12 protein-coding genes are annotated in these 19,474 nt (G+C 40.9%); 7 read left to right on the top strand and 5 right to left on the bottom strand.

The genetic code is table 11. The features are described from left to right. The first annotated feature begins 40 nt into the window (after window positions 1-40). A complete protein-coding gene (gene mutY, locus ODU39_RS07595; RefSeq protein WP_398580185.1) occupies window positions 41-1,201 on the top strand; it encodes an A/G-specific adenine glycosylase in 1,161 nt (386 codons plus the stop codon). A 662-nt stretch (window positions 1,202-1,863) separates the two neighbouring features. Here mutY and ODU39_RS07590 read toward each other — a convergent pair. After that, on the bottom strand, window positions 1,864-2,664 hold the full coding sequence (locus ODU39_RS07590; RefSeq protein WP_398580184.1) for a helix-turn-helix domain-containing protein: 801 nt from the start codon (window positions 2,662-2,664) through the stop codon (window positions 1,864-1,866). A gap of 130 nt (window positions 2,665-2,794) precedes the next feature. On the opposite strand from ODU39_RS07590, the gene ODU39_RS07585 reads away from it, so the two are divergent. Beyond that, window positions 2,795-3,001: a hypothetical protein gene (locus ODU39_RS07585; RefSeq protein WP_398580183.1), complete on the top strand. Its 207-nt coding sequence runs from the start codon at window positions 2,795-2,797 to the stop codon at window positions 2,999-3,001. 285 nt (window positions 3,002-3,286) lie between these two features. Beyond that, the gene (locus tag ODU39_RS07580) at window positions 3,287-3,829 is read left to right on the top strand and encodes a hypothetical protein (protein ID WP_398580182.1); all 543 of its coding nucleotides are present in this window, start codon (window positions 3,287-3,289) and stop codon (window positions 3,827-3,829) included. A gap of 174 nt (window positions 3,830-4,003) precedes the next feature. On the opposite strand, the gene ODU39_RS07575 is transcribed toward ODU39_RS07580, so the two are convergent. Then, entirely contained in the window at window positions 4,004-4,144 is a 141-nt protein-coding gene (locus tag ODU39_RS07575) for a hypothetical protein (protein ID WP_014635984.1), read from the bottom strand. Between the two features lie 358 nt (window positions 4,145-4,502). Here ODU39_RS07575 and ODU39_RS07570 point away from each other — a divergent pair, with 358 nt between their 5' ends. Then, a complete protein-coding gene (locus tag ODU39_RS07570; RefSeq protein ID WP_044675018.1) occupies window positions 4,503-5,783 on the top strand; it encodes an O-acetylhomoserine aminocarboxypropyltransferase/cysteine synthase family protein in 1,281 nt (426 codons plus the stop codon). A 68-nt stretch (window positions 5,784-5,851) separates the two neighbouring features. Here ODU39_RS07570 and ODU39_RS07565 read toward each other — a convergent pair whose 3' ends face one another. After that, a complete protein-coding gene (locus ODU39_RS07565) occupies window positions 5,852-7,384 on the bottom strand; it encodes an ATP-binding cassette domain-containing protein (protein WP_398580181.1) in 1,533 nt (510 codons plus the stop codon). A 299-nt stretch (window positions 7,385-7,683) separates the two neighbouring features. Here ODU39_RS07565 and ODU39_RS07560 point away from each other — a divergent pair, with 299 nt between their 5' ends. Beyond that, window positions 7,684-8,175: a GNAT family N-acetyltransferase gene (locus tag ODU39_RS07560; RefSeq protein WP_398580180.1), complete on the top strand. Its 492-nt coding sequence runs from the start codon at window positions 7,684-7,686 to the stop codon at window positions 8,173-8,175. Window positions 8,176-8,235: 60 nt separating this feature from the next. Here ODU39_RS07560 and ODU39_RS07555 read toward each other — a convergent pair whose 3' ends face one another. Together ODU39_RS07555 and ODU39_RS07550 are read right to left on the bottom strand one after the other, a co-directional pair. Continuing rightward, a complete protein-coding gene (locus ODU39_RS07555) occupies window positions 8,236-8,976 on the bottom strand; it encodes an amino acid ABC transporter ATP-binding protein (protein WP_029173653.1) in 741 nt (246 codons plus the stop codon). Further along, window positions 8,976-11,174, bottom strand: coding sequence for an ABC transporter substrate-binding protein/permease (locus ODU39_RS07550; protein ID WP_398580179.1), 2,199 nt, complete (start codon window positions 11,172-11,174; stop codon window positions 8,976-8,978). Before ODU39_RS07550 ends, ODU39_RS07555 begins: the two co-directional genes overlap by 1 nt. A 197-nt stretch (window positions 11,175-11,371) precedes the next feature. Here ODU39_RS07550 and uvrB point away from each other — a divergent pair, with 197 nt between their 5' ends. Together uvrB and ODU39_RS07540 are read left to right on the top strand one after the other, a co-directional pair. Next, window positions 11,372-13,357, top strand: a complete 1,986-nt coding sequence (gene uvrB / locus ODU39_RS07545; protein WP_398580178.1) for an excinuclease ABC subunit UvrB — start codon at window positions 11,372-11,374, stop codon at window positions 13,355-13,357. 185 nt (window positions 13,358-13,542) lie between these two features. After that, window positions 13,543-19,323, top strand: coding sequence for a ZmpA/ZmpB/ZmpC family metallo-endopeptidase (locus ODU39_RS07540; protein WP_398580177.1), 5,781 nt, complete (start codon window positions 13,543-13,545; stop codon window positions 19,321-19,323). Window positions 19,324-19,474 lie beyond the last annotated feature (151 nt).

The raw sequence follows: 19,474 nt of genomic DNA, 5'->3' as shown, positions 1-19,474 counted from the left end.
GGCAAAAGCTGGCTCCCTTTCTTTGTGTTATACTAGATGTATGTTAGATTTGAAAGAATATGGAATCGAAATGTGGCCGGAAGAAAAGATTCAAGCTTTTCGCAAGGCACTCTTAGATTGGTATGATGCTAATAAACGTGACTTGCCTTGGAGAAGGACAAGGGACCCATACGCTATATGGGTTTCTGAAATCATGCTTCAACAGACAAGAGTAGACACGGTCATTCCTTATTATGAACGTTTTCTCCATCACTTACCTACGATTAGTGATTTAGCACAAGCACCAGAGGAGGTCATTCTCAAACTCTGGGAGGGATTGGGCTATTATTCGCGCGTGCGGAATATGCAAAAGGCGGCTCAGCAAATGGTAGAAGATTTTGATGGGCAATTTCCGACCACGCATGCAGCCATTTCAAGCCTAAAGGGCATTGGTCCCTATACTGCTGGAGCAATTTCCAGTATTGCTTTTGACTTGCCAGAACCAGCGGTAGATGGTAATGTGATGCGGGTTCTCAGCCGCTTGTTTGAGGTTGATTATGATATTGGTTTGCCTACCAATCGCAAGATTTTCCAAGCGATGATGGAGCTGTTGATTGATCCAGAGCGACCGGGCGATTTCAACCAAGCCCTGATGGATCTGGGGTCGGATATTGAATCGCCAGTTAATCCACGTCCCCAGGACAGCCCAGTCAAAGCCTTTAGCGCAGCCTACTTAAACGGTACAATGGATAAGTATCCAATCAAAGCACCAAAGAAAAAGCCGATTCCCGTGGCCTACCAGGGATTTCTCATCAGAAATAAAGACAATCAATTTTTATTGGAAAAAAATAATGAAGCAGGTCTTCTATCAGGTTTCTGGTCTTTTCCGCTTTTGGAAAAAGGAGCAATCGTTGACAAACAAGTCTCTCTCTTTGAAGTTGCAGAAGAAGTTGTTGAGCCAGATATTCGGCAGAGCTTTACGGAACTTTATGGTCTGACTGTTAATTGGCAAGAGCAAGAATTTGGCATCGTCCAGCACATTTTTAGTCACCGCAAATGGCAGATAGAAATGGTAGAAGGTGTGGCAGAAACACTTAACCTTCCAGAATCAAAAGAATTGAAATGGGTTTCTGTAGAAGATTTTCCTACCTACCCATTTGCTAAGCCGCAACAAAAAATGTGGGAAAACTTTATCAAGGAAAAAGAAAAGCAAAAAAATTGACTTTGGAGCACATAATTATTTGAAAGCGTTTTATAATAGTGGTATAATCTAATTGAAAAAAGGAAATAGTTAGTTAAGATGTTGAACGCCATCTGAATTGCTGAAAGGAGTTCTTTAGCGTTCGTAGAAGTGTATATACTATTAGTCATCTTTCTCTAATAAAAAGAGAGGGATGCTAGTAGGGGAAAAGTCCGTTATCCCTGTTTTATATCTATTTGTGATATCCATTGTCAAATGCATAGCATTAACTCATTATTTAGCCTTGCTACCCGGTTCAATCAGAAGTAGGCTAAGATTATTCGTGTCGTAACTACTATGTGTTCAAGATGTTGTAACTTTTGAACATAACCTTAGAAAATCACAAAAACCTCTAGCGATTTTCATCATAATAAGCAATCTCCACACTTTAGACAAATAGTAAGAGGACAATCAAAGACATAAGGGTAGCAGAATAATTATTTAATCATTAACTTGTTGTCAAATAACTATCTGGTAATGGACTTTTCCAATTTGACATATAAAAGGGAGGCTGTCATAGCCTCCTTTTACTGTGCTTTTCAGTCTGTTTTTAGTAGGAAACAACACCAGCTATACGAACAGACTTTCCAAAAATAGATAGAGGAATGTAGCCAATATAACTAGTGATTAATTAGGCTTAGAAATCAATTTGGACTATAAATATCTACAACTTGACCAATAGGTCGAATATCGTCTTCTGGGCTAAAATAGATGTCATCATAGTCAGAATTGAGTGATTGCAAATAGTCACCTTTGAACTTTTTAACAAAATTTTCACCATTGACTGAAAAAATTCCAATCGTATTTAGAGGAATATGAGGAGTTAGGCGAATGAAGAGATAGTCTCCATCCTTGATATGCGGAGCCATAGAATCTCCCACAACCTGAGCGATTGTATCATAAGATTGGTTATTCGGAATCTCATCGTTATAGAACGATACAAGATTGTTCATATCTGTATCCTGCCAGTAACCTGTACCGGCAGAAACCTTACCAGGAACAGGTAATTCGATTCGCTCCCGATAGTCATCCAAGTGAAGAATAGAAGCAGAAGGAGTAACTGAGGCAGTTTGCATAGCTGCTAACTGTTCTTGACCAAAAGTTAACCATCGTGCATGGAAATCACCCTTTAATTCATTGTCCAAGGTTTGAATCTCTGGATGAATAGGCTGTTGAAAGAGTTTAAATTGGGAAGGAGTAATCGTTAAAGCTATATCCTGATTGGAATCTAGTTGCTCGATTAGCTCACCAACCGATATAGCCATGCCCTTAGCGACTTTTTCTAGCGTCTCCATCGTTGGCAGGAGAGCTTTTTTGGTTTTGGGATGCTGGTTCTTTTCCAACATAGAAATATAGCCTTTTGTTAAACCAGATAATTCAGCGAATTTATCCATTGATAATTTATTCTTGCTTCGGTATTCTTTTAAAATATCACCTAAAATCATGGTTGTCTCCTTATCTGTTTAACCAATTATACCATTAAAAAATATTTTTTGCAAATTTTGTTTAACATGTTTGATAAAAAATCAAAACGGTGTTATGATAATCTCACAAAAAGAAAAATAGGAGTCGCAAATGAAAAGGATGACAGAGATTTCTTGGAATGATATTTATAAAGAGTGGGAAACCTATGCTAATCATTTTGGTTTGACGACTCCGATAAATGCTGAAAAATTGCGAAATCAGAAATCGAAGGATTTTGGAAAAGGAAGTCTGATTACGCTGGACTTATTAGCCGATTACGATGCTGATTCTGAGAAGACCGCAGCTCTATTTGGGTAGCTTCATTTTGTAGAGATTTAATACAAGATTACGCATATTTACTAAATGGTAGAGCCTATCTTACAGTCAATCAGATTTATTTTCAGGCACTCAAACAATTCCAGTCAGAAGCAGTAATATGGTCAAAACCTCTCACACGATTGCAACCGAAGTTATTTGTATCTTATCGTTTGTTGGAAAATCTTGATTTGAGTCATTATTCTTGTGTAGTTGAGTTAGCAATGTTGCAGGCTAGTATGGTTCGGACACAGATATTAGAAAAGTAATTATAATAGGAGAATGAAAATGTTTAATTTGTTGAATAAGAATGCTGAAGTATCGAAAGTTGCAGAGTATTGGAATGATACTTTGATAGAAAGAGGAATTTTGAGCTCTGATGAATTGCTTGAAGGAAAATGCTGGAGATGTAAAAGTTCTCATGGTGTGGCTATGTGTCAGATTGTATCAAGCAAATGGAGCAAGGAGACGAGCCTGGCTAATCAGATGGTCCTCTGTCTATCCTGTCAGCATGAAAAACCTAATGTAGCTGATACAGAAATTGTGTGGCAATGGTTAGAAGTTGAGAATAATGAACGTTACTGGACTCTACAAGGTATGACAGAATATGAGAAAATGTATAAAAAATCAGTACTTCAAGAGTTATGGGATATGGGAATTAGAGATGGCGAAGAAGTCGAGACGCTTGTAAATAAAGTAACTAGCCTTTCTCGTAAGAATGATATTGTTTTAAATAGAGCAACCTTAGCAGGATTATTTCGCTGTGAAATTGAACAAATGCGTCGAAAGGCATTTCTAAATTGGACAGGAATTTTTAAGCTAGTCAGTTAACCGATATAGTTGTAGGAAAACATCTCATGCTGATTGGAGTAACAGATAAATAAAAAAGCGCATCAGCTTAGAATCTTAAAGGAAGAAGTCTAATGATGCGTTTATGGGATTATATTTCAGTTAATAAAAATCGGAGTGAATGCTTTTGAATTATAGCTTTTAAAACTAGGGAGGTTATTCGATGTTAGAAATAAAACGATTCTCCTTTCTAGAAAATCGGTAACCGCAATGTTGACAACGATAATAAGTCCGATCAGCTTCATAGAGCATTGCAAACATAGCTCCCTCTATGCCATTGATTGCATGACCAATCATACCGGCTTTACGAGAATATCTTTTTTGTGTTAGAACGTAAGTTTGCAGTTTTATTGACTTACATTTTGGACATTTGAGCGCTTGTTTAGTGTCCAGATTATTAGGATGGCATCTGCGATAGATGCTATAAGAGATTATTAGTACTAGGAGGATAATCGGACCGATATATTCTATTAAGGTATTCATAATCTTATTGTAAATCTTGTCCTTATTTTATTCAAGGAAAATGAATATTATTTTTCTAGAATAACTGATCCTATGGCTATAGTTGTTAACTATACATATCTCTAATATTTAAGTATTAGTCAAGATGGTAAAAATGAGGTAGAATACAGAAAAAGACCAAAGGAGTACCTTTATGACTAGAGAATTTTCATTTGAAACCCTTCAACTCCATGCTGGACAAGAAGTTGATTCTGCTTCAAAATCACGTGCTGTACCCATCTATCAAACTACTTCCTATGTTTTTGAAGACGCTCAAGAAGCAGAAGATTTATTTGCCTTGCGTAAATCAGGGAATATCTATACTCGTATCACTAATCCCACGGTCTCTACTTTTGAAAATCGTGTGGCAGCTTTAGAAGGTGGTATTGGTGCCTTGGCCACTTCTTCAGGAATGGCAGCTATCACATACACTATTCTAGCATTGGCACATGCTGGGGATCATATTGTAGCAGCGACCACTCTCTATGGTGGGACCTTTAATCTTTTCAAAGAAACCCTTCCTCGCTATGGGATTACAACAAGTTTTGTTGATATTGATGACTTTGAAGCAGTAGAAGCTGCCATTCAAGATAATACAAAACTGGTATTTATTGAAACCTTGGGAAATCCTGTTATCAATATTCCTGATCTTGAAAAATTGGCAGAAATTGCACACAATCACCACATCCCACTTGTTTCAGATAATACCTTTGCAACTCCATATTTGATTAATGTATTTTCTCATGGTGTTGATATTGCCGTCCATTCAGCAACTAAGTTTATCGGTGGGCATGGTACGACCATTGGCGGTGTGATTGTCGATAGCGGTAAGTTTGATTGGGCGGCATCTGGTAAGTTTCCGCAATTTGTTGAAGAAGATCCAAGCTATCATAACATTAGTTATACTCGTGATATTGGTGCAGCTGCATTTATTGTAGCAGTTCGTGTACAATTACTTCGTGACACAGGTGCTGCCCTTTCTCCATTCAACGCCTTCTTGCTTTTGCAAGGGTTAGAAACCTTGTCTCTCCGTGTAGAGCGTCATGTATCTAATGCTGAAAAAATTGTTGACTTTTTACTTAGTCATCCTCAGGTAGAGTCGGTCAATTATCCATCACTTCCAGATAGTCCTTATAAGCCTTTGGCGGATAAATACCTGCCTAAGGGAGTTGGCTCTATTTTCTCTTTCCAAGTAAAAGGCGGAGCAGAAGAAGCGCGTAAGGTTATTGATAGTTTGGAAATCTTTTCCAATTTAGCAAACGTTGCCGATGCTAAATCACTAGTAGTTCATCCGGCTACAACCACGCATGCTCAGTTAGCTCCAGAAGATTTACTTGCTGCTGGGGTCACACCAAATCAAATTCGCCTATCCATCGGACTTGAAAATGTCAATGATTTGATTGAGGACTTACAGCTTGCTCTTGATAAACTATAAGCTGTAAAGCGAATATATTCGAAATACTATTAGAAAAGGAAATTTGGCGTGTGTGCCAATTTCCTTTTTTATATCTGTTCTAGTTCCTCCAGTCCATTCTCAGTTAGTCGATAGATTCTTTGACAAACTTCTTTCAAAAAACGTCTGTCGTGTGATACGCATACCAAGCCACCTGGATAATCGGCAAATAGTTGACGAATATATGGCTGAGAAGTAGGAGAGAAGTTTCGACTGGGTTCATCTAATAAGAGAAAATTGGCTTGATCAAGAACCATTTTTAACAAGAGTAACTTGGCTTTTTGTCCTCCTGAAAGATCACAGATCCTGTGATGAACTTCTTGTCGTGTAAACTGCAGACTGGCTAGATGTGTTAAGATTAGTTGTTCCTGCTCACGATTGCCATTTTCTAATAAAAAATCAAGTGGAGTTTTAGATTCATCAAGGACTTCTGAATAGTGCTGGGGCATGTAACCCAAGTTTATGTCCGCTCGTTGCCTGAGTTCTTGATAGATTAACTTTAGAAAACTGGATTTACCAATTCCATTTTGTCCAATGATGCCAATTTTCTCTTGTCCATTTAAGTTGAAATGGATATTTTGAACTAATTGTCGCCCTCTAATGTTCAATTGGAAGTTTTCTAAGTGAAGCACTTGTTTTCTAGCTGGTAGTGGTGAAATGTCTGAGAAGAAGAGGGAAATGGCATCTTCATGAAAAGGAACTTGCGTGAGATTTTCCTTCATTCTTTCATAGCGTTTTTCACGTGATAAGACATTCTTCATTTTCTTGGCTATGAGCCGTCCTAGTGTGGCATCGTGGGTGTTGAGCAAGGTATGACGAACCTGTGATTTTTGACGTAGGTGCTTGTTCATAGCTTTGTCAAATTCTTTTTTGTCGTTCCGAGCTTGTTGGACTTGCTTCTGATAGGCTTGTTGGCGTCTCAATGCGTAATCTTGGTAGTCAAGATCTTCAACCTTGGTCTGAGCAAGTGTTTTCTTTTTTACTGATTCTAGGTGAATGATTTTTGTAGCTGTTCTGCTAAGAAAGTCTTCATCGTGGGAAACAAATAGAATGGTTTTAGGACTAGTAATGATATAGTTTTCAAGCCACAGTAAGGTATCTAAATCCAGGTCATTGGACGGCTCATCTAGAAAAATAATATCAGATGGAGTTGCTAAAGATTTGATTAACTGAATTTTTAATTTTTCGCCACCTGACAGGCTTCCAATCAATTGTTGACTGGCAAATCGTTCGCTGTCAAACTGGAGCTGCTCAGCATAGAGGTAGAGTAGACCGTAATCAATGTCACTGTCCATATCTCCAAAGAAGTAGTCGTTCAAGGTTAGCTCTGCCATTTCCAGTGAAAGACTTTGGGGAATGTAGACTGGTGAGTGAAAATATTGGTGAATGCTGCCTGATATGAGCAGGTAGTCGGTGACAAGAGCTGAATCCATCAAGGTAAGTAATAGACTGGATTTTCCATTTCCTTCTTCGCCGATGATGGCTATTTTATCGCCAGGGTTGACAATGAGGTTTAGGTCATGAACCAGATTTCTCAAATCTTTTTGATGGTCGAGGGTTAGGTGTTGAGTGGTTAGTAGCATAAGGCCTCCTTTACAAGAAAAAACACACTACCTATTTAGTAGTGTGTCGAAATCTGCTCAAAAAGACCCTATTCAAGGAATAGAGGGAACAGAAAAATGGACGCAAGAAAACTACTAAATAAGTATAGAACTTAAATTGAGTTTACTTGTTACTGTCCATTTCTCCTTACCTCGCATGCTTTATTTCTTTTAATATAGCATATCGATAGAAGCTTGTCAATCAGCGTGCTATAATATTCATAGATTTTGATAGAGATATATGTTAAAATGAACTTATTGTAAATGAGAGGGGATTCGAAATGGCAATCACTGGAATTGAGCAAGCAGACATTTTAGAAATAGACAAACAAGTCCGTTTACGTCGGTATGATGGTCAGCATGGTTTTGCTTTTGAATGGCACCAAGATCTAGAATTGGTCTGGCTGATTGATGGTGATCAAGAACGTTATAGTCTTGACTTGCTCGATCGTATGTATGATTATTTGTCTAAAAATGGCGAATGTTACTTTATTGAAATTTTTGAAGACGATCAGTTTATCCCAATTGGTGATGTGACGCTGTTTGCAGATGATTTTGCTATTGCCATTGGAGATAAGCGGTATTGGAACAAAGGAATTGGAACCAAGGTATTGCAGCGAATGGTAGAACGTGCAAGGGAGCTTGGCTTTGTGGAAATACTTGTCGAAGAAATTTACGATTGGAATCTTGGTTCCCGAAAGCTGTTTGAGAAATGTGGTTTTGAAGTTGTAGAGAAGACTAAGAAAGGGTGTTCTTACAAAAAGATGTTATAGGTATTAATTGTGAGATGTTAAAAAGCCTCTGACACACTTGGTCAAAGGCTTTTTGTATTTTTACACGTTCAATACCTTATCTAGGAAGTCTTGTAAACGTGGATGTTGTGGGTTGTCAAAGATTTGCTCTGGTGTACCATCTTCAAGGAACTCACCGCCATCAGTGAAGATAACGCGGTTAGCAACCTTGCGGGCGAAGCCCATCTCGTGTGTGACGATCAACATGGTCATACCTTGCTCAGCCAAGTCTTTCATAACGTTGAGTACGTCCCCAACCATTTCAGGGTCAAGGGCGGAAGTTGGTTCGTCAAAGAGCATGATGTCTGGGTTCATAGCGAGGGCACGAGCGATGGCAACACGTTGCTTCTGACCTCCTGAAAGGCTGTCTGGCATAGCGTCGCGTTTGTCTGCCAATCCAACTTTTTCCAATAATTCCATGCCGACTTTTTCAGCTTCAGATTTGTCCATCAATTTGTGTTCGATTGGCGCAAATGTGATGTTATCAAGTACAGACATATGTGGGAAGAGGTTAAAGTGTTGGAATACCATTCCGACATTTGCACGAAAGGCATCGACATCTGTCTTAGGATCGGTTAAGTCATATCCATCGACTGTTACTTGACCACTTGTAATGGTTTCAAGTAAGTTCATTGTACGAAGGAAGGTCGATTTACCTGAACCAGAAGGGCCGATAATACAAACAACATCACCTTCATAGAACTTAGCAGTAATACCTTTGAGGACCTCGTTTTTTCCATAAGACTTGTGTAAGTCATGGACGTTGATTTTTAATTGAGCCATTATTTGCCTCCTTTTTCGAGTTTGCGTGCTAAGCGAGTCAAGAGTGTGATAACTACCAAGTAAATGATGGCAAGAATTGCATACATACGGAAGGATTGGTAGTTACGTGCAATAATGATTTTACCTGCTTGGAAGAGTTCTACCAAACCAATCGCAGAAATGATAGTAGTATCTTTCAGAGTAATAACAAACTGGTTGATAAAGTTAGGCAACATAATTTTACCAGCTTGAGGTAGGATAATCTTACGCATGGTTGTTCCGTAGGAAATACCCAAACTGCGAGATGCTTCCATCTGACCAGCTGGAACTGCCTGAATACCGCCACGAACAATCTCAGCAATATAGGCACCAGAGTTGAGGGATAGGGCAATCGTACCAGCGACAAAGTCATTGATTGGAGATTGTTGACCAGTAATCGACTCGATTAAGTTTGGAATACCCCAGAAGATGAATGCAGCGACAATCATGAGCGGAATACCACGAACAACATCTACAAAAACAGATGAAGTAACACGGAGTGCTTTAACTGGGCTGACTGCAAACATACCAAAGATAATACCGATGACAATTGCAATAGCAAATGATAGAAGGGCAAGTCCAATTGTGATACCAAGGCCTGAGAGCAATTGACCGTAGTTGTTTTTCAAAAGACCAACAATCGTTGTCTCATCAACAGTTGAAGTTGTTGCGCTTGCTTCTTCCGTTGAGTTGAAATACTTATTAAGGATTTCATCATACTTGCCTGATTCAACCAGGGCAGCTAAACCGTTGTTAAACATTTCAATCAATTCTGGGTTGGCACCTTTTTTTACGGCAAATCCGTATTCACCTGATTTTTCGCCAGGGATTGGTGTTGCAAAGTTGCGACCTTGTTGGATGGCATATAGAAGAACGGCTTCGTCATCCATAAGAGCATCGATAGAACCAGAGTTTAAACTGTCATACATACTTGAAGCTTCGTCGAAGGCTTTTAGGGTATAACCATATTTTGCCTTGTTTTCTTCTAAGAAGCTATATGAAGCAGTACCATTTTTAGCCCCAACAGTTTTCCCTTTTAAGTCTTCGTAAGAAGCGATGTCACTACCATTTTTAACAGCTAATAGGATGTTTGAAGTATAGTAGGCGTTTGAGAAGTCAAAGATTTCCTTACGAGCATCTGTGATAGACATACCTGCAATAACTGCATCAGCTTGTCCAGCTTGAACAGCATTTAGTGCAGCATCGAAACCAGGGTTTTGAATGGTAATAGTAAATCCTTGTTGTTCAGCGATTGCCTTGATCAATTCCATGTCAATACCGACATAGTTACCTGATTCATCTTGGTATTCAAATGGAGCAAAAGAAGAATCTGCCACAATTGTATAGCTTGATTTGACAGGTGTTGCTTTAGCTGATGCGTTTCCTGTTAAGCTTAAACGAGATGAGTAGTCGGCACTTTCGGTAGAAGTGGTAGAAGCTCCCAACCATTTGTTCATGATTGTTTCATAGGTGCCATCCTTTTTCATCTCAGCTAAAGCCTTATTAAAGTCTTCAACAAGATATTCATATTGGCTACCTTTTTTGACAGAGAAACCGAATGAACCGATGGCTTCGCCGTCAATATCAATGCTTAGATCTTGACCTTGTTGAATAGCGTACTGAATAACCGCTTCGTCGTCCATTACAGCATCAACAGCACCAGCAGAAAGGCTATTATACATCAAATCGCCAGTATCAAAAGTTTTTGCGTTGTATCCGTACTTGTCTTTGTGTTCTTCTAGGAAGTTTTGAGCTGCGGTACCGTTTTTGACACCGACAGTCTTGCCTTTAAGGTCCTTATATGAAGAGATGGTGTTTGCCTTTGTGGTAGCGATAACGATTTTGGTGTCGAAGTAAGGGGCTGAGAAAGTAAATACTTTCTTACGCGCTTCGGTGATAGTTGTACCTGCCATTAGGGCGTCCGCAGATCCAGCCTGTACAGCGTTGACAGCTGCATCAAATCCTGGGAAGCTTTGATTCATGGTCCAACCTGAGCGCTTGGCTACTTCGTTGATGATGTCAACATCTAATCCTTTATAAATTTGATCTGAGTCTTTAAACTCGAATGGGGCGTAAGCATTGTCAAATACGACATCAATAGTATCGTCAGCTTTAACGCCAGTAAAAATAAAGAATACTGGCAGAATGCTTGCCAATAACATGAGTAGTTTTTTCTTCATTTCCATACTCCTTCTATTATAAAATAACTGTCCTAGTATATCATATTCTGAAAATTAATGCAAAATCGAGGTTTTTGCAATGTTAGATTTTCTGACATGCAAAGTCATTAAAATGTGAGAAAATTTAATATTTTGGACATGGTCGTGAATGGTTTAGAATGTTTCTCCATTAGTCGAACTTATGATAAAATAGGAGTATGATCAATCGAAATACTGAAAACCAATTTAAACTTGTGTCAAAATATGCACCGTCTGGTGACCAGCCCCAAGCCATTGAAACCTTGGTGGATAATATCGAGGGTGGCGAAAAAGCCCAGATTCTTATGGGGGCGACTGGTACGGGTAAGACCTACACCATGAGTCAGGTCATTGCCCGTGTCAATAAGCCCACTCTGGTTATCGCCCACAACAAGACCCTAGCTGGTCAGCTCTACAGTGAGTTCAAGGAATTCTTCCCAGAAAATGCGGTCGAATACTTCGTTTCTTACTATGATTACTACCAGCCAGAAGCCTATGTACCGTCTAGCGATACCTATATTGAGAAGGACAGTTCGGTCAATGATGAGATTGACAAACTTCGCCACTCAGCAACCTCAGCCTTACTCGAACGAAACGATGTCATCGTGGTGGCTTCGGTTTCCTGTATCTACGGTTTGGGATCGCCCAAGGAATATTCAGATAGCGTGGTCAGCCTGCGCCCAGGTCAGGAGATTTCCCGTGACCAGTTGCTCAATTCTCTGGTATATATCCAGTTTGAGCGCAACGACATTGACTTCCAACGGGGACGCTTCCGTGTACGTGGAGATGTGGTGGAGATTTTCCCAGCTTCTCGTGATGAACACGCCTTCCGTGTGGAGTTTTTCGGGGATGAAATCGACCGCATTCGTGAGATTGAAAGCCTAACAGGTAAGGTCTTGGGCGATGTGGACCACTTGGCGATTTTCCCTGCCACCCACTTCGTGACCAACGATGACCATATGGAAACGGCCATTGCCAAGATTCAGGTGGAGCTGGAAGAGCAACTCAAGGTCTTTGAAGCAGAAGGAAAACTCTTAGAAGCTCAGCGATTGAAACAACGGACCGACTACGACATCGAGATGCTTCGGGAAATGGGCTACACCAACGGAGTCGAGAACTATTCACGACACATGGACGGGCGAAGCGAGGGCGAGCCTCCATATACCCTGTTGGACTTTTTCCCTGAAGACTACCTGATTATGATTGACGAGAGCCACATGACCATGGGGCAGATTAAGGGGATGTACAATGGTGACCGCTCACGCAAGGAGATGTTGGTCAACTATGGTTTCCGCCTACCGAGTGCACTGGACAATCGTCCGCTGCGCAGGGAAGAATTTGAGAGCCATGTCCACCAGATTGTCTATGTATCTGCGACGCCGGGTGACTATGAAATGGAGCAGACCGATACCGTTGTCGAGCAGATCATTCGGCCGACAGGGCTTTTGGATCCAGAAGTGGAAGTCCGTCCAACCATGGGTCAAATGGACGACCTCTTGGGTGAAATAAATGCCCGTGTTGAGAGGGGCGAGCGGACCTTTATCACTACCCTGACCAAGAAAATGGCAGAGGACTTGACTGACTACCTGAAAGAAATGGGTGTCAAGGTCAAGTATATGCACTCGGATATCAAGACCTTGGAGCGTACAGAGATTATCCGTGATCTTCGTTTGGGTGTTTTTGATGTTCTGATAGGGATTAACCTCTTACGTGAAGGGATTGACGTGCCAGAAGTCAGTCTGGTCGCTATCTTGGATGCTGACAAGGAAGGTTTCCTCCGTAATGAACGGGGGCTCATCCAGACAATCGGACGGGCGGCTCGTAACTCTGAAGGCCATGTGATTATGTATGCGGACAAGGTCACCGAGTCTATGCGGAAGGCTATGGAAGAAACAGCCCGCCGCCGTCAAATCCAGATGGCTTATAATGAAGAACATGGTATTATCCCACAAACTATTAAGAAGGAAATCCGTGACCTGATTAGCGTGACCAAAGCTGTCACTCAGGACAAGGAAGAAGTGGTGGACTTCAATGCCCTCAACAAAGACGAACGCAAGGCCATGATCAAGAAACTGGAAGGTCAAATGCAGGAAGCAGCAGAAGTGCTTGACTTTGAACTGGCAGCCCAGATTCGTGATATGGTCATCGAGTTGAAAAATATGTAGTAAGAGTTGCTAAGTTCAGTGATTTAAGTAGAATGAAATTACAAGAGGCGGCAGGTAGAAATTGACCTGCCACCTTTTATAATACTTAAAATTTTTACTTTGGGACTTAGGGACAAAAAATTTGTCCCTGTCCCTATAAAAGGTTATAATGGTTTCTATACTATTTAGGGAATAGGAGAGTTTTTATGAAGAATATTTTTGGTGAAAAACGACAGCGGTTCGGTTTTCGGAAACTGTCAATTGGACTTGTCTCGGCAGCTGTAGCAAGTTTGTTTTTTGCATCGTCGGTTGCAGCAGCACCGTCAGCTAGTGCTCAGTCTATAAATTATTCCTATGTGACAGAGCAAGAGTTGACAGATGCAGAAAAGGAGTTGATTATTCGTGACTTGCCTGGCTTAGCTCAGGAAACGGATGCAAATTATTACCTGATCTATCGTCCAGCTACTGGCACAGCATCTACTTCATCGACAAGCACGTCTCAAGTTTTGCCAAATACTGGCTCCGTAGAAACTGGACTATTGGTGGCGGGTGGAGTGTCTCTCCTATTATTGGCTGTTAGATTTGGTAAAAAAGGTAAGAAAGAGTTGGCGGGCGTCATCCTTTTGACAGCTACAGGAGCAAGCTTCTTGGGTCCAACTAGCTCAGCATTGACGAGTCAAATTTTGGCTCAATATAACCATGCTATCGAAATATCTGCCGGACAAGCGTTACCGACCCCAGCTGAGATTGATGGCTACGTTTATGTAGGATATTTGAAGGATAGCAAAGCTATTGAACAACCTACTTCGGAAGAGGAAAAAACAGCGGAATTCCCAGCTTCAGAAGGAATCCGTACAGAAACCATTGTCAACAAGACAGAGGCCATTCCATTTGAAATTCAAACCGTAGAAAATCCCCAATTATCTGAGGGGACAGAGCGAGTGGTACAAGAAGGACAGGATGGTGAGCGTACTGTAACGATTAAACAAGTCCATTCAAAAGGTCAAATTATTTCGGAAGAAGAGATTTCCTCGACGGTTACAAAAACTGCTGTTCCAAAGATTGTTGAAGTTGGTACAAAACAAGCAACCGATGATATTGTTACAGAAGCACCAGATACAGAACCAAGTTATGAAAACTCGACGAATTCTTTAACAGAAGAAACAGTTACTCATACCGAAGTCTTTGCCTTTGATGTGCAAGAAATCTATGATGTAAACTTGGCAGAAGGTAGTCGTGAAGTTGAACAGAAGGGACAAGATGGTGTTCGGACAATCGAGACTAAGAATTATTATGCCGATGGTGTACTAATCAAATCCGAACAAGTTTCAGATGTAGTGACAAAAGAACCAGTAACAGAAGTTGTAAGAGTAGGCACGAAAACAACAGATGTTATTGGATCTGAAACCGTTGTAACAACAGAAGAGCTTCCGTTTGAAACGACAGTCACAGAAACAGAAGAACTTTATGTTGGAGAAGAAAAATTCATTACTGAAGGTAAGGTTGGTTCTAAGGAAGTTACCACTACTTATCAGACAATCAACGGAGTCCGTCAACCAAACCCAACAGTGACTGAGAGAGTCCTTGAAGAGCCAACAACGAAAGAGGTTCTCAAAGGAACAAAACCAATAGAGGGTACCGAATCAGATACAGAAACGGTTGACATCGCCTTTGAAACAGAGTATGTTGATGACCCGACACTGCTAGAAGGTAAGACCAAAGTTGTAACGGCGGGTGTAAATGGCTCTAAGACGGTTACAACAACTTACCAGACTATCAAGGGAGTTCGTCAGGAAAATCCTACTGTAACAGAAGAAATTACCAAGCAACCAGTCAAGCAAGTGATTGCGCGTGGTACAAAAGTTGAAAAAGTCCCACAAGTGATTATCACAGACTTGGTTGAAAATGACGATGCCAAGTCAGCGACAATCAGCTACAAGTTGACAGATGAAACGGCCAACTTCCAACGAGCTGTTGCCCTTCTCTATGATAATACAGGTGCCTTGGTTCAAGAACAGGCCATTACAGATCCAAATGGCCAGTTGACACTTGAAAATCTTGATTTCTACACAGACTATACTGTTAAGTCTAAGATTTTCTACACAATGGCAGAGCAGGAACAAAGCTCAGAACAAGAAGCTGTTCTTGAAAGCATGCGCAAATTTGATTTGGTCTACAAGAAGATTGAAATCAAGGATATTGATGCGGTGACTGTTTACCGTCGTAAGAATGGTAGCTACATTGGTCAAGAATTCTTGGAAGAACTGCCAACAAACACAGATGAGTTGTTTATCAAGGTGACTTCAGACCGCTTCAAGGAAGTATACCTACCTGTTTCAAGCATTGAAGAAACAACCTTGAATGGCAAGGCAGTCTTCAAACTAGTTTCATCCTTTGATGAATTGGTGCAAGATAAGGATGCCAAATACATTGCCAACCGTGAGTTTTACATTCCGAAGATGGCGACGGATGCCAATACCTATACATCCTTCAAAGCTTTGATTGATGCTATGAAGGCAAATCCAAAAGGTACCTTCAAACTAGGAGCGCATTTGGACGCAAGTGAAGTTCCTGTTGGAGATGTTGCATCGTATGTGACCAACTTTAGCGGTACCTTGGATGGCTTAAATGACGGCTACGCCTTTTCTATCAGCAACTTGAAAGCACCATTGTTCTTTAACCTTGGTGGTAAAGTTCAAAACTTGGACATCAAAAATGCAAGCTTGAATACAACCTCTAAGAACCCACTTGCGACTATTGCTATCAATGCCAATGGAGCAACCATTACAAACGTAGCAGTAGAAGCTAGCCTTAAAGGTCCGCAAAACGTATCAGGTCTGGTTCATTCTGCAACCAACTCTACTATCAAGGATGTATCCTTCAAGGGTAGTATTGAAGTAACTGGAACCGATGCCAGCCTTACTGGTGGTATCTTGGGTAACGGTACGATGGCAAGTGTTGGAAATGCCAAGGTTGATGCGACCATTACCCTCCCAGGTACAGCAAATCAAGTAGCTGGTGGTATCGTCGGTCGTACCATGCTTGTCTACGATGTACCAGGAAGTGTCTATAATGCATACGCAACTGGTTCCATTGTAACGACGGGAACTGGAGCGATTATCGGCGGTATCGCAGGAGCCAACCAAGTAACTGGCCCTTACGCTCCACATAGCGGTAATGTTAATAATGTTATCAACGATATGACTGGTACGACAAGCATTATCGGTCAACCAGCAAATCCAACCGGTAAGATTAAAGACGGTTTCACTACAACATCTGATAGCTTGACCAACGTCACTGTTATCACTGATGAAGAAGCGCAAGCAAAAGTGGAAGCTATGGCTATTCAAGCGACAATTGACAATTCAGTTCCGCTCAACTTGAACAACTATTCTGTAGATTACTTGACCTTGGATAAGGCACAGGCTGACCATGAAATCGCCTACTACAACATGGAGAAAATCTTGCCATTCTACAACAAGGAACTTCTTGTCTATTATGGAAACAAGATTGCGACAGACGATAAGCTCAACAAGGTTCGTTTGCTGGATGTTGTACCAATGAAGGACAATGCTGTAGTTGCTGATGTCTACGCTGAGAAGGCTAATATCAATAAGATTATGCTTCATTATGCAGATGGCACTGTGGACTACAAGGCAGTTTCTTATCTAGAAGACTTCAAGAATAATCATGTGGTCGAGTACACTATTTCAGGTACGGACTTGATTTACACGCCAGAATCATTCTTGAATGACAGAAGTGCCCTTGTCAATGACTTGGTAAGCAGCCTTTCTACTGTAGTCCTTGATTCAGATGCTATGAAGGCTATTATCAATTATCCTACAAAATTAAATGTGGATACTCAGACTGGCACAGCTAAAGACTTCTACTTTGGTGAAAGCGTTGAACAAGTGAAAGCCAACCTAGAGAGCAACGTTCGTAAGATTTTGGTTGCTAGTCTAAATGGTCAAGGTCAGGCTTCTGAAGACTACATCAAAGAGAAAATCACCAATAACAAAGAAGCCTTTGTGCTAGGTTTGACTTACTTGAACCGTTGGTATGACATCAATTACGGGGACGTAAACACCAAAGATTTGACCATCTTTGAACCTGACTTCTTCGGAAATGATGCAGCATCTGCCCTTGATATGATTCTTGCAATTGGTAATGGTGGCTATGATGTTCTTCGTGCCCACAACAACGTGACCACGTTCGCATCCATCATTGGTAAACAAAATAATCAGACCAAGCTTTTCGATATGCTGGAAGACTATCGTCAGCTCTTCTTACCAGAAATGACCAACAACGAATGGTTCAAACAAACGACTAAAGCCTATGTGGTTGAAGGTAAGTCCTTGATTCCAGAAGTAGCTGCTAAGCAAGAAACGACAGATACTTATAGTAAGTACAATGTCGGTGCCTACAGCAAGATTGTGAATGATACGGTGTCTAACCCAACTTGGAAGTACAACCACATGCTCTTGCCACTCTTGACCCTGCCACAAGAAAATATCTTTATCATCACCAACATGAATACCATTGCGATTGGTTCATACGAGCACTATGTAAATGATTATTCAACAGTTGAAAATCGTGATAAGGTTCGTCAGATGGTTGATTTGGCGGCAGAACGTCAGCGTGACAATGCGGACTTCTGGTATAAGATGATGGACGAAGCCAACCGTGACAAGCTCTTCAGATCTGTCCTCAATAACGAAGGTTACGTCATGTACGGTAAAGATGGCACGAAATCTTATCGCAACTTGACAGCCGATGTTGATGCTATCCAAGATTTCTACGGTCCTATCAACAAGTGGTACCGTGAGCATCCGTCTATTAAGACTGCCTTTGCGGATGGAAGTGAGACCTACTATATCACTTACGATATGCTGTCAGATTATGGCACAGCCCTTTATACCCACGAAATGGTCCACAACCAAGATGGCGATATTTATCTGAAAGGCTATGGCCGCCGTATTGGTCAAGGTATGGAAGTTTACGCCCAAGGTCTTCTGCAAAATGTCTTCAATGTCACTGAGATGAACCTTGGATTCAACGCAGTCTATAATAGCGATGAAGCCAACCGTGTCCATGTCGGAGCCCCAGTTGCACGTTTCAACAGCGAGGCTGATTTCAATGAGTATTACCATAACCAGTTCGATGTGCTTTACTTGCTGGATTACCTAGAAGGTACAAACATCTTGGCTCAATCGGATGCAGCGAAGAAAGCTTGGTTGCGTAAGATTGAAAACTACTATGTCCAAAATAATGGTGTTGATACCCATGCTGGAAACTCTGCGCGTGCATTGACAGATGATGAAGTTGCAAGCTTGAAGTCCTTCAATGATTTGATTGATCAGAGCATTATCGTTCAACGTCAATATGTCAATAATGTAAACAATACAAGCAAGAAGTGGGATCGAAACAGTTATGTCAGCGTGCCAATGTTTGCGGCTAACTTCTCAGCCCTTTCAAATTCAAAAGGCTCACCAGGCGACATCATGTTCCGCCGTATGGCCTTCGAATTGATTGCAGCTAAAGGTTACACAGATGGATTTGTTCCGTATACTTCTGGTCAGTTGTCTGACCTAGCTATGGAAAAAGATTCTAAGATTTACGATACATGGACTAAAAAAGATGTTGGTTTGATTACAGACAATCTTGTCTTAGACTATGTATTCCAAGGTCAATATACTTCATGGGCTGATTTCAAGAAAGCCATGTTTACTGAGCGTTTGGAAAAAGCAGCAGCAGGCAAACTCAAGCCGTTTACCATGCAGTATGAACTTGGTGTAGCTAATTCAACCAAGGAAGTAACCATCATAAGCTTTGAACAGTTGCAAACCTTGATGAAGGAAGCTATGGAAGCAGACATCCAAGCGAACACCCTCAACTTGAACAACAGTCGTGTTCATGCACTCAAAGTGAAAGTTTATCAAGCCTTGATGAACTCTACAAATGATTTCAGAACATCGATTTTTAATTAAATAATCAAAAACAAGTTGGTCTTGTGAACTGCTCCCTGTCAAGTGGACAATGAAATAATAAAAGATTAGGCGACGGCCTTGTTCCTCATTTCAAGAGGGGCAAGGCCGTTGTTGCGTTCTTGAAATCGTTGATGATTATAAAAATAGATGT

Source organism: Streptococcus sp. 2021WUSS126 (genome assembly GCF_044427255.1).
In the GTDB taxonomy this organism is placed as follows: domain Bacteria; phylum Bacillota; class Bacilli; order Lactobacillales; family Streptococcaceae; genus Streptococcus; species Streptococcus hashimotonensis.
This window is presented reverse-complemented; position numbering and strand designations above follow the sequence as displayed.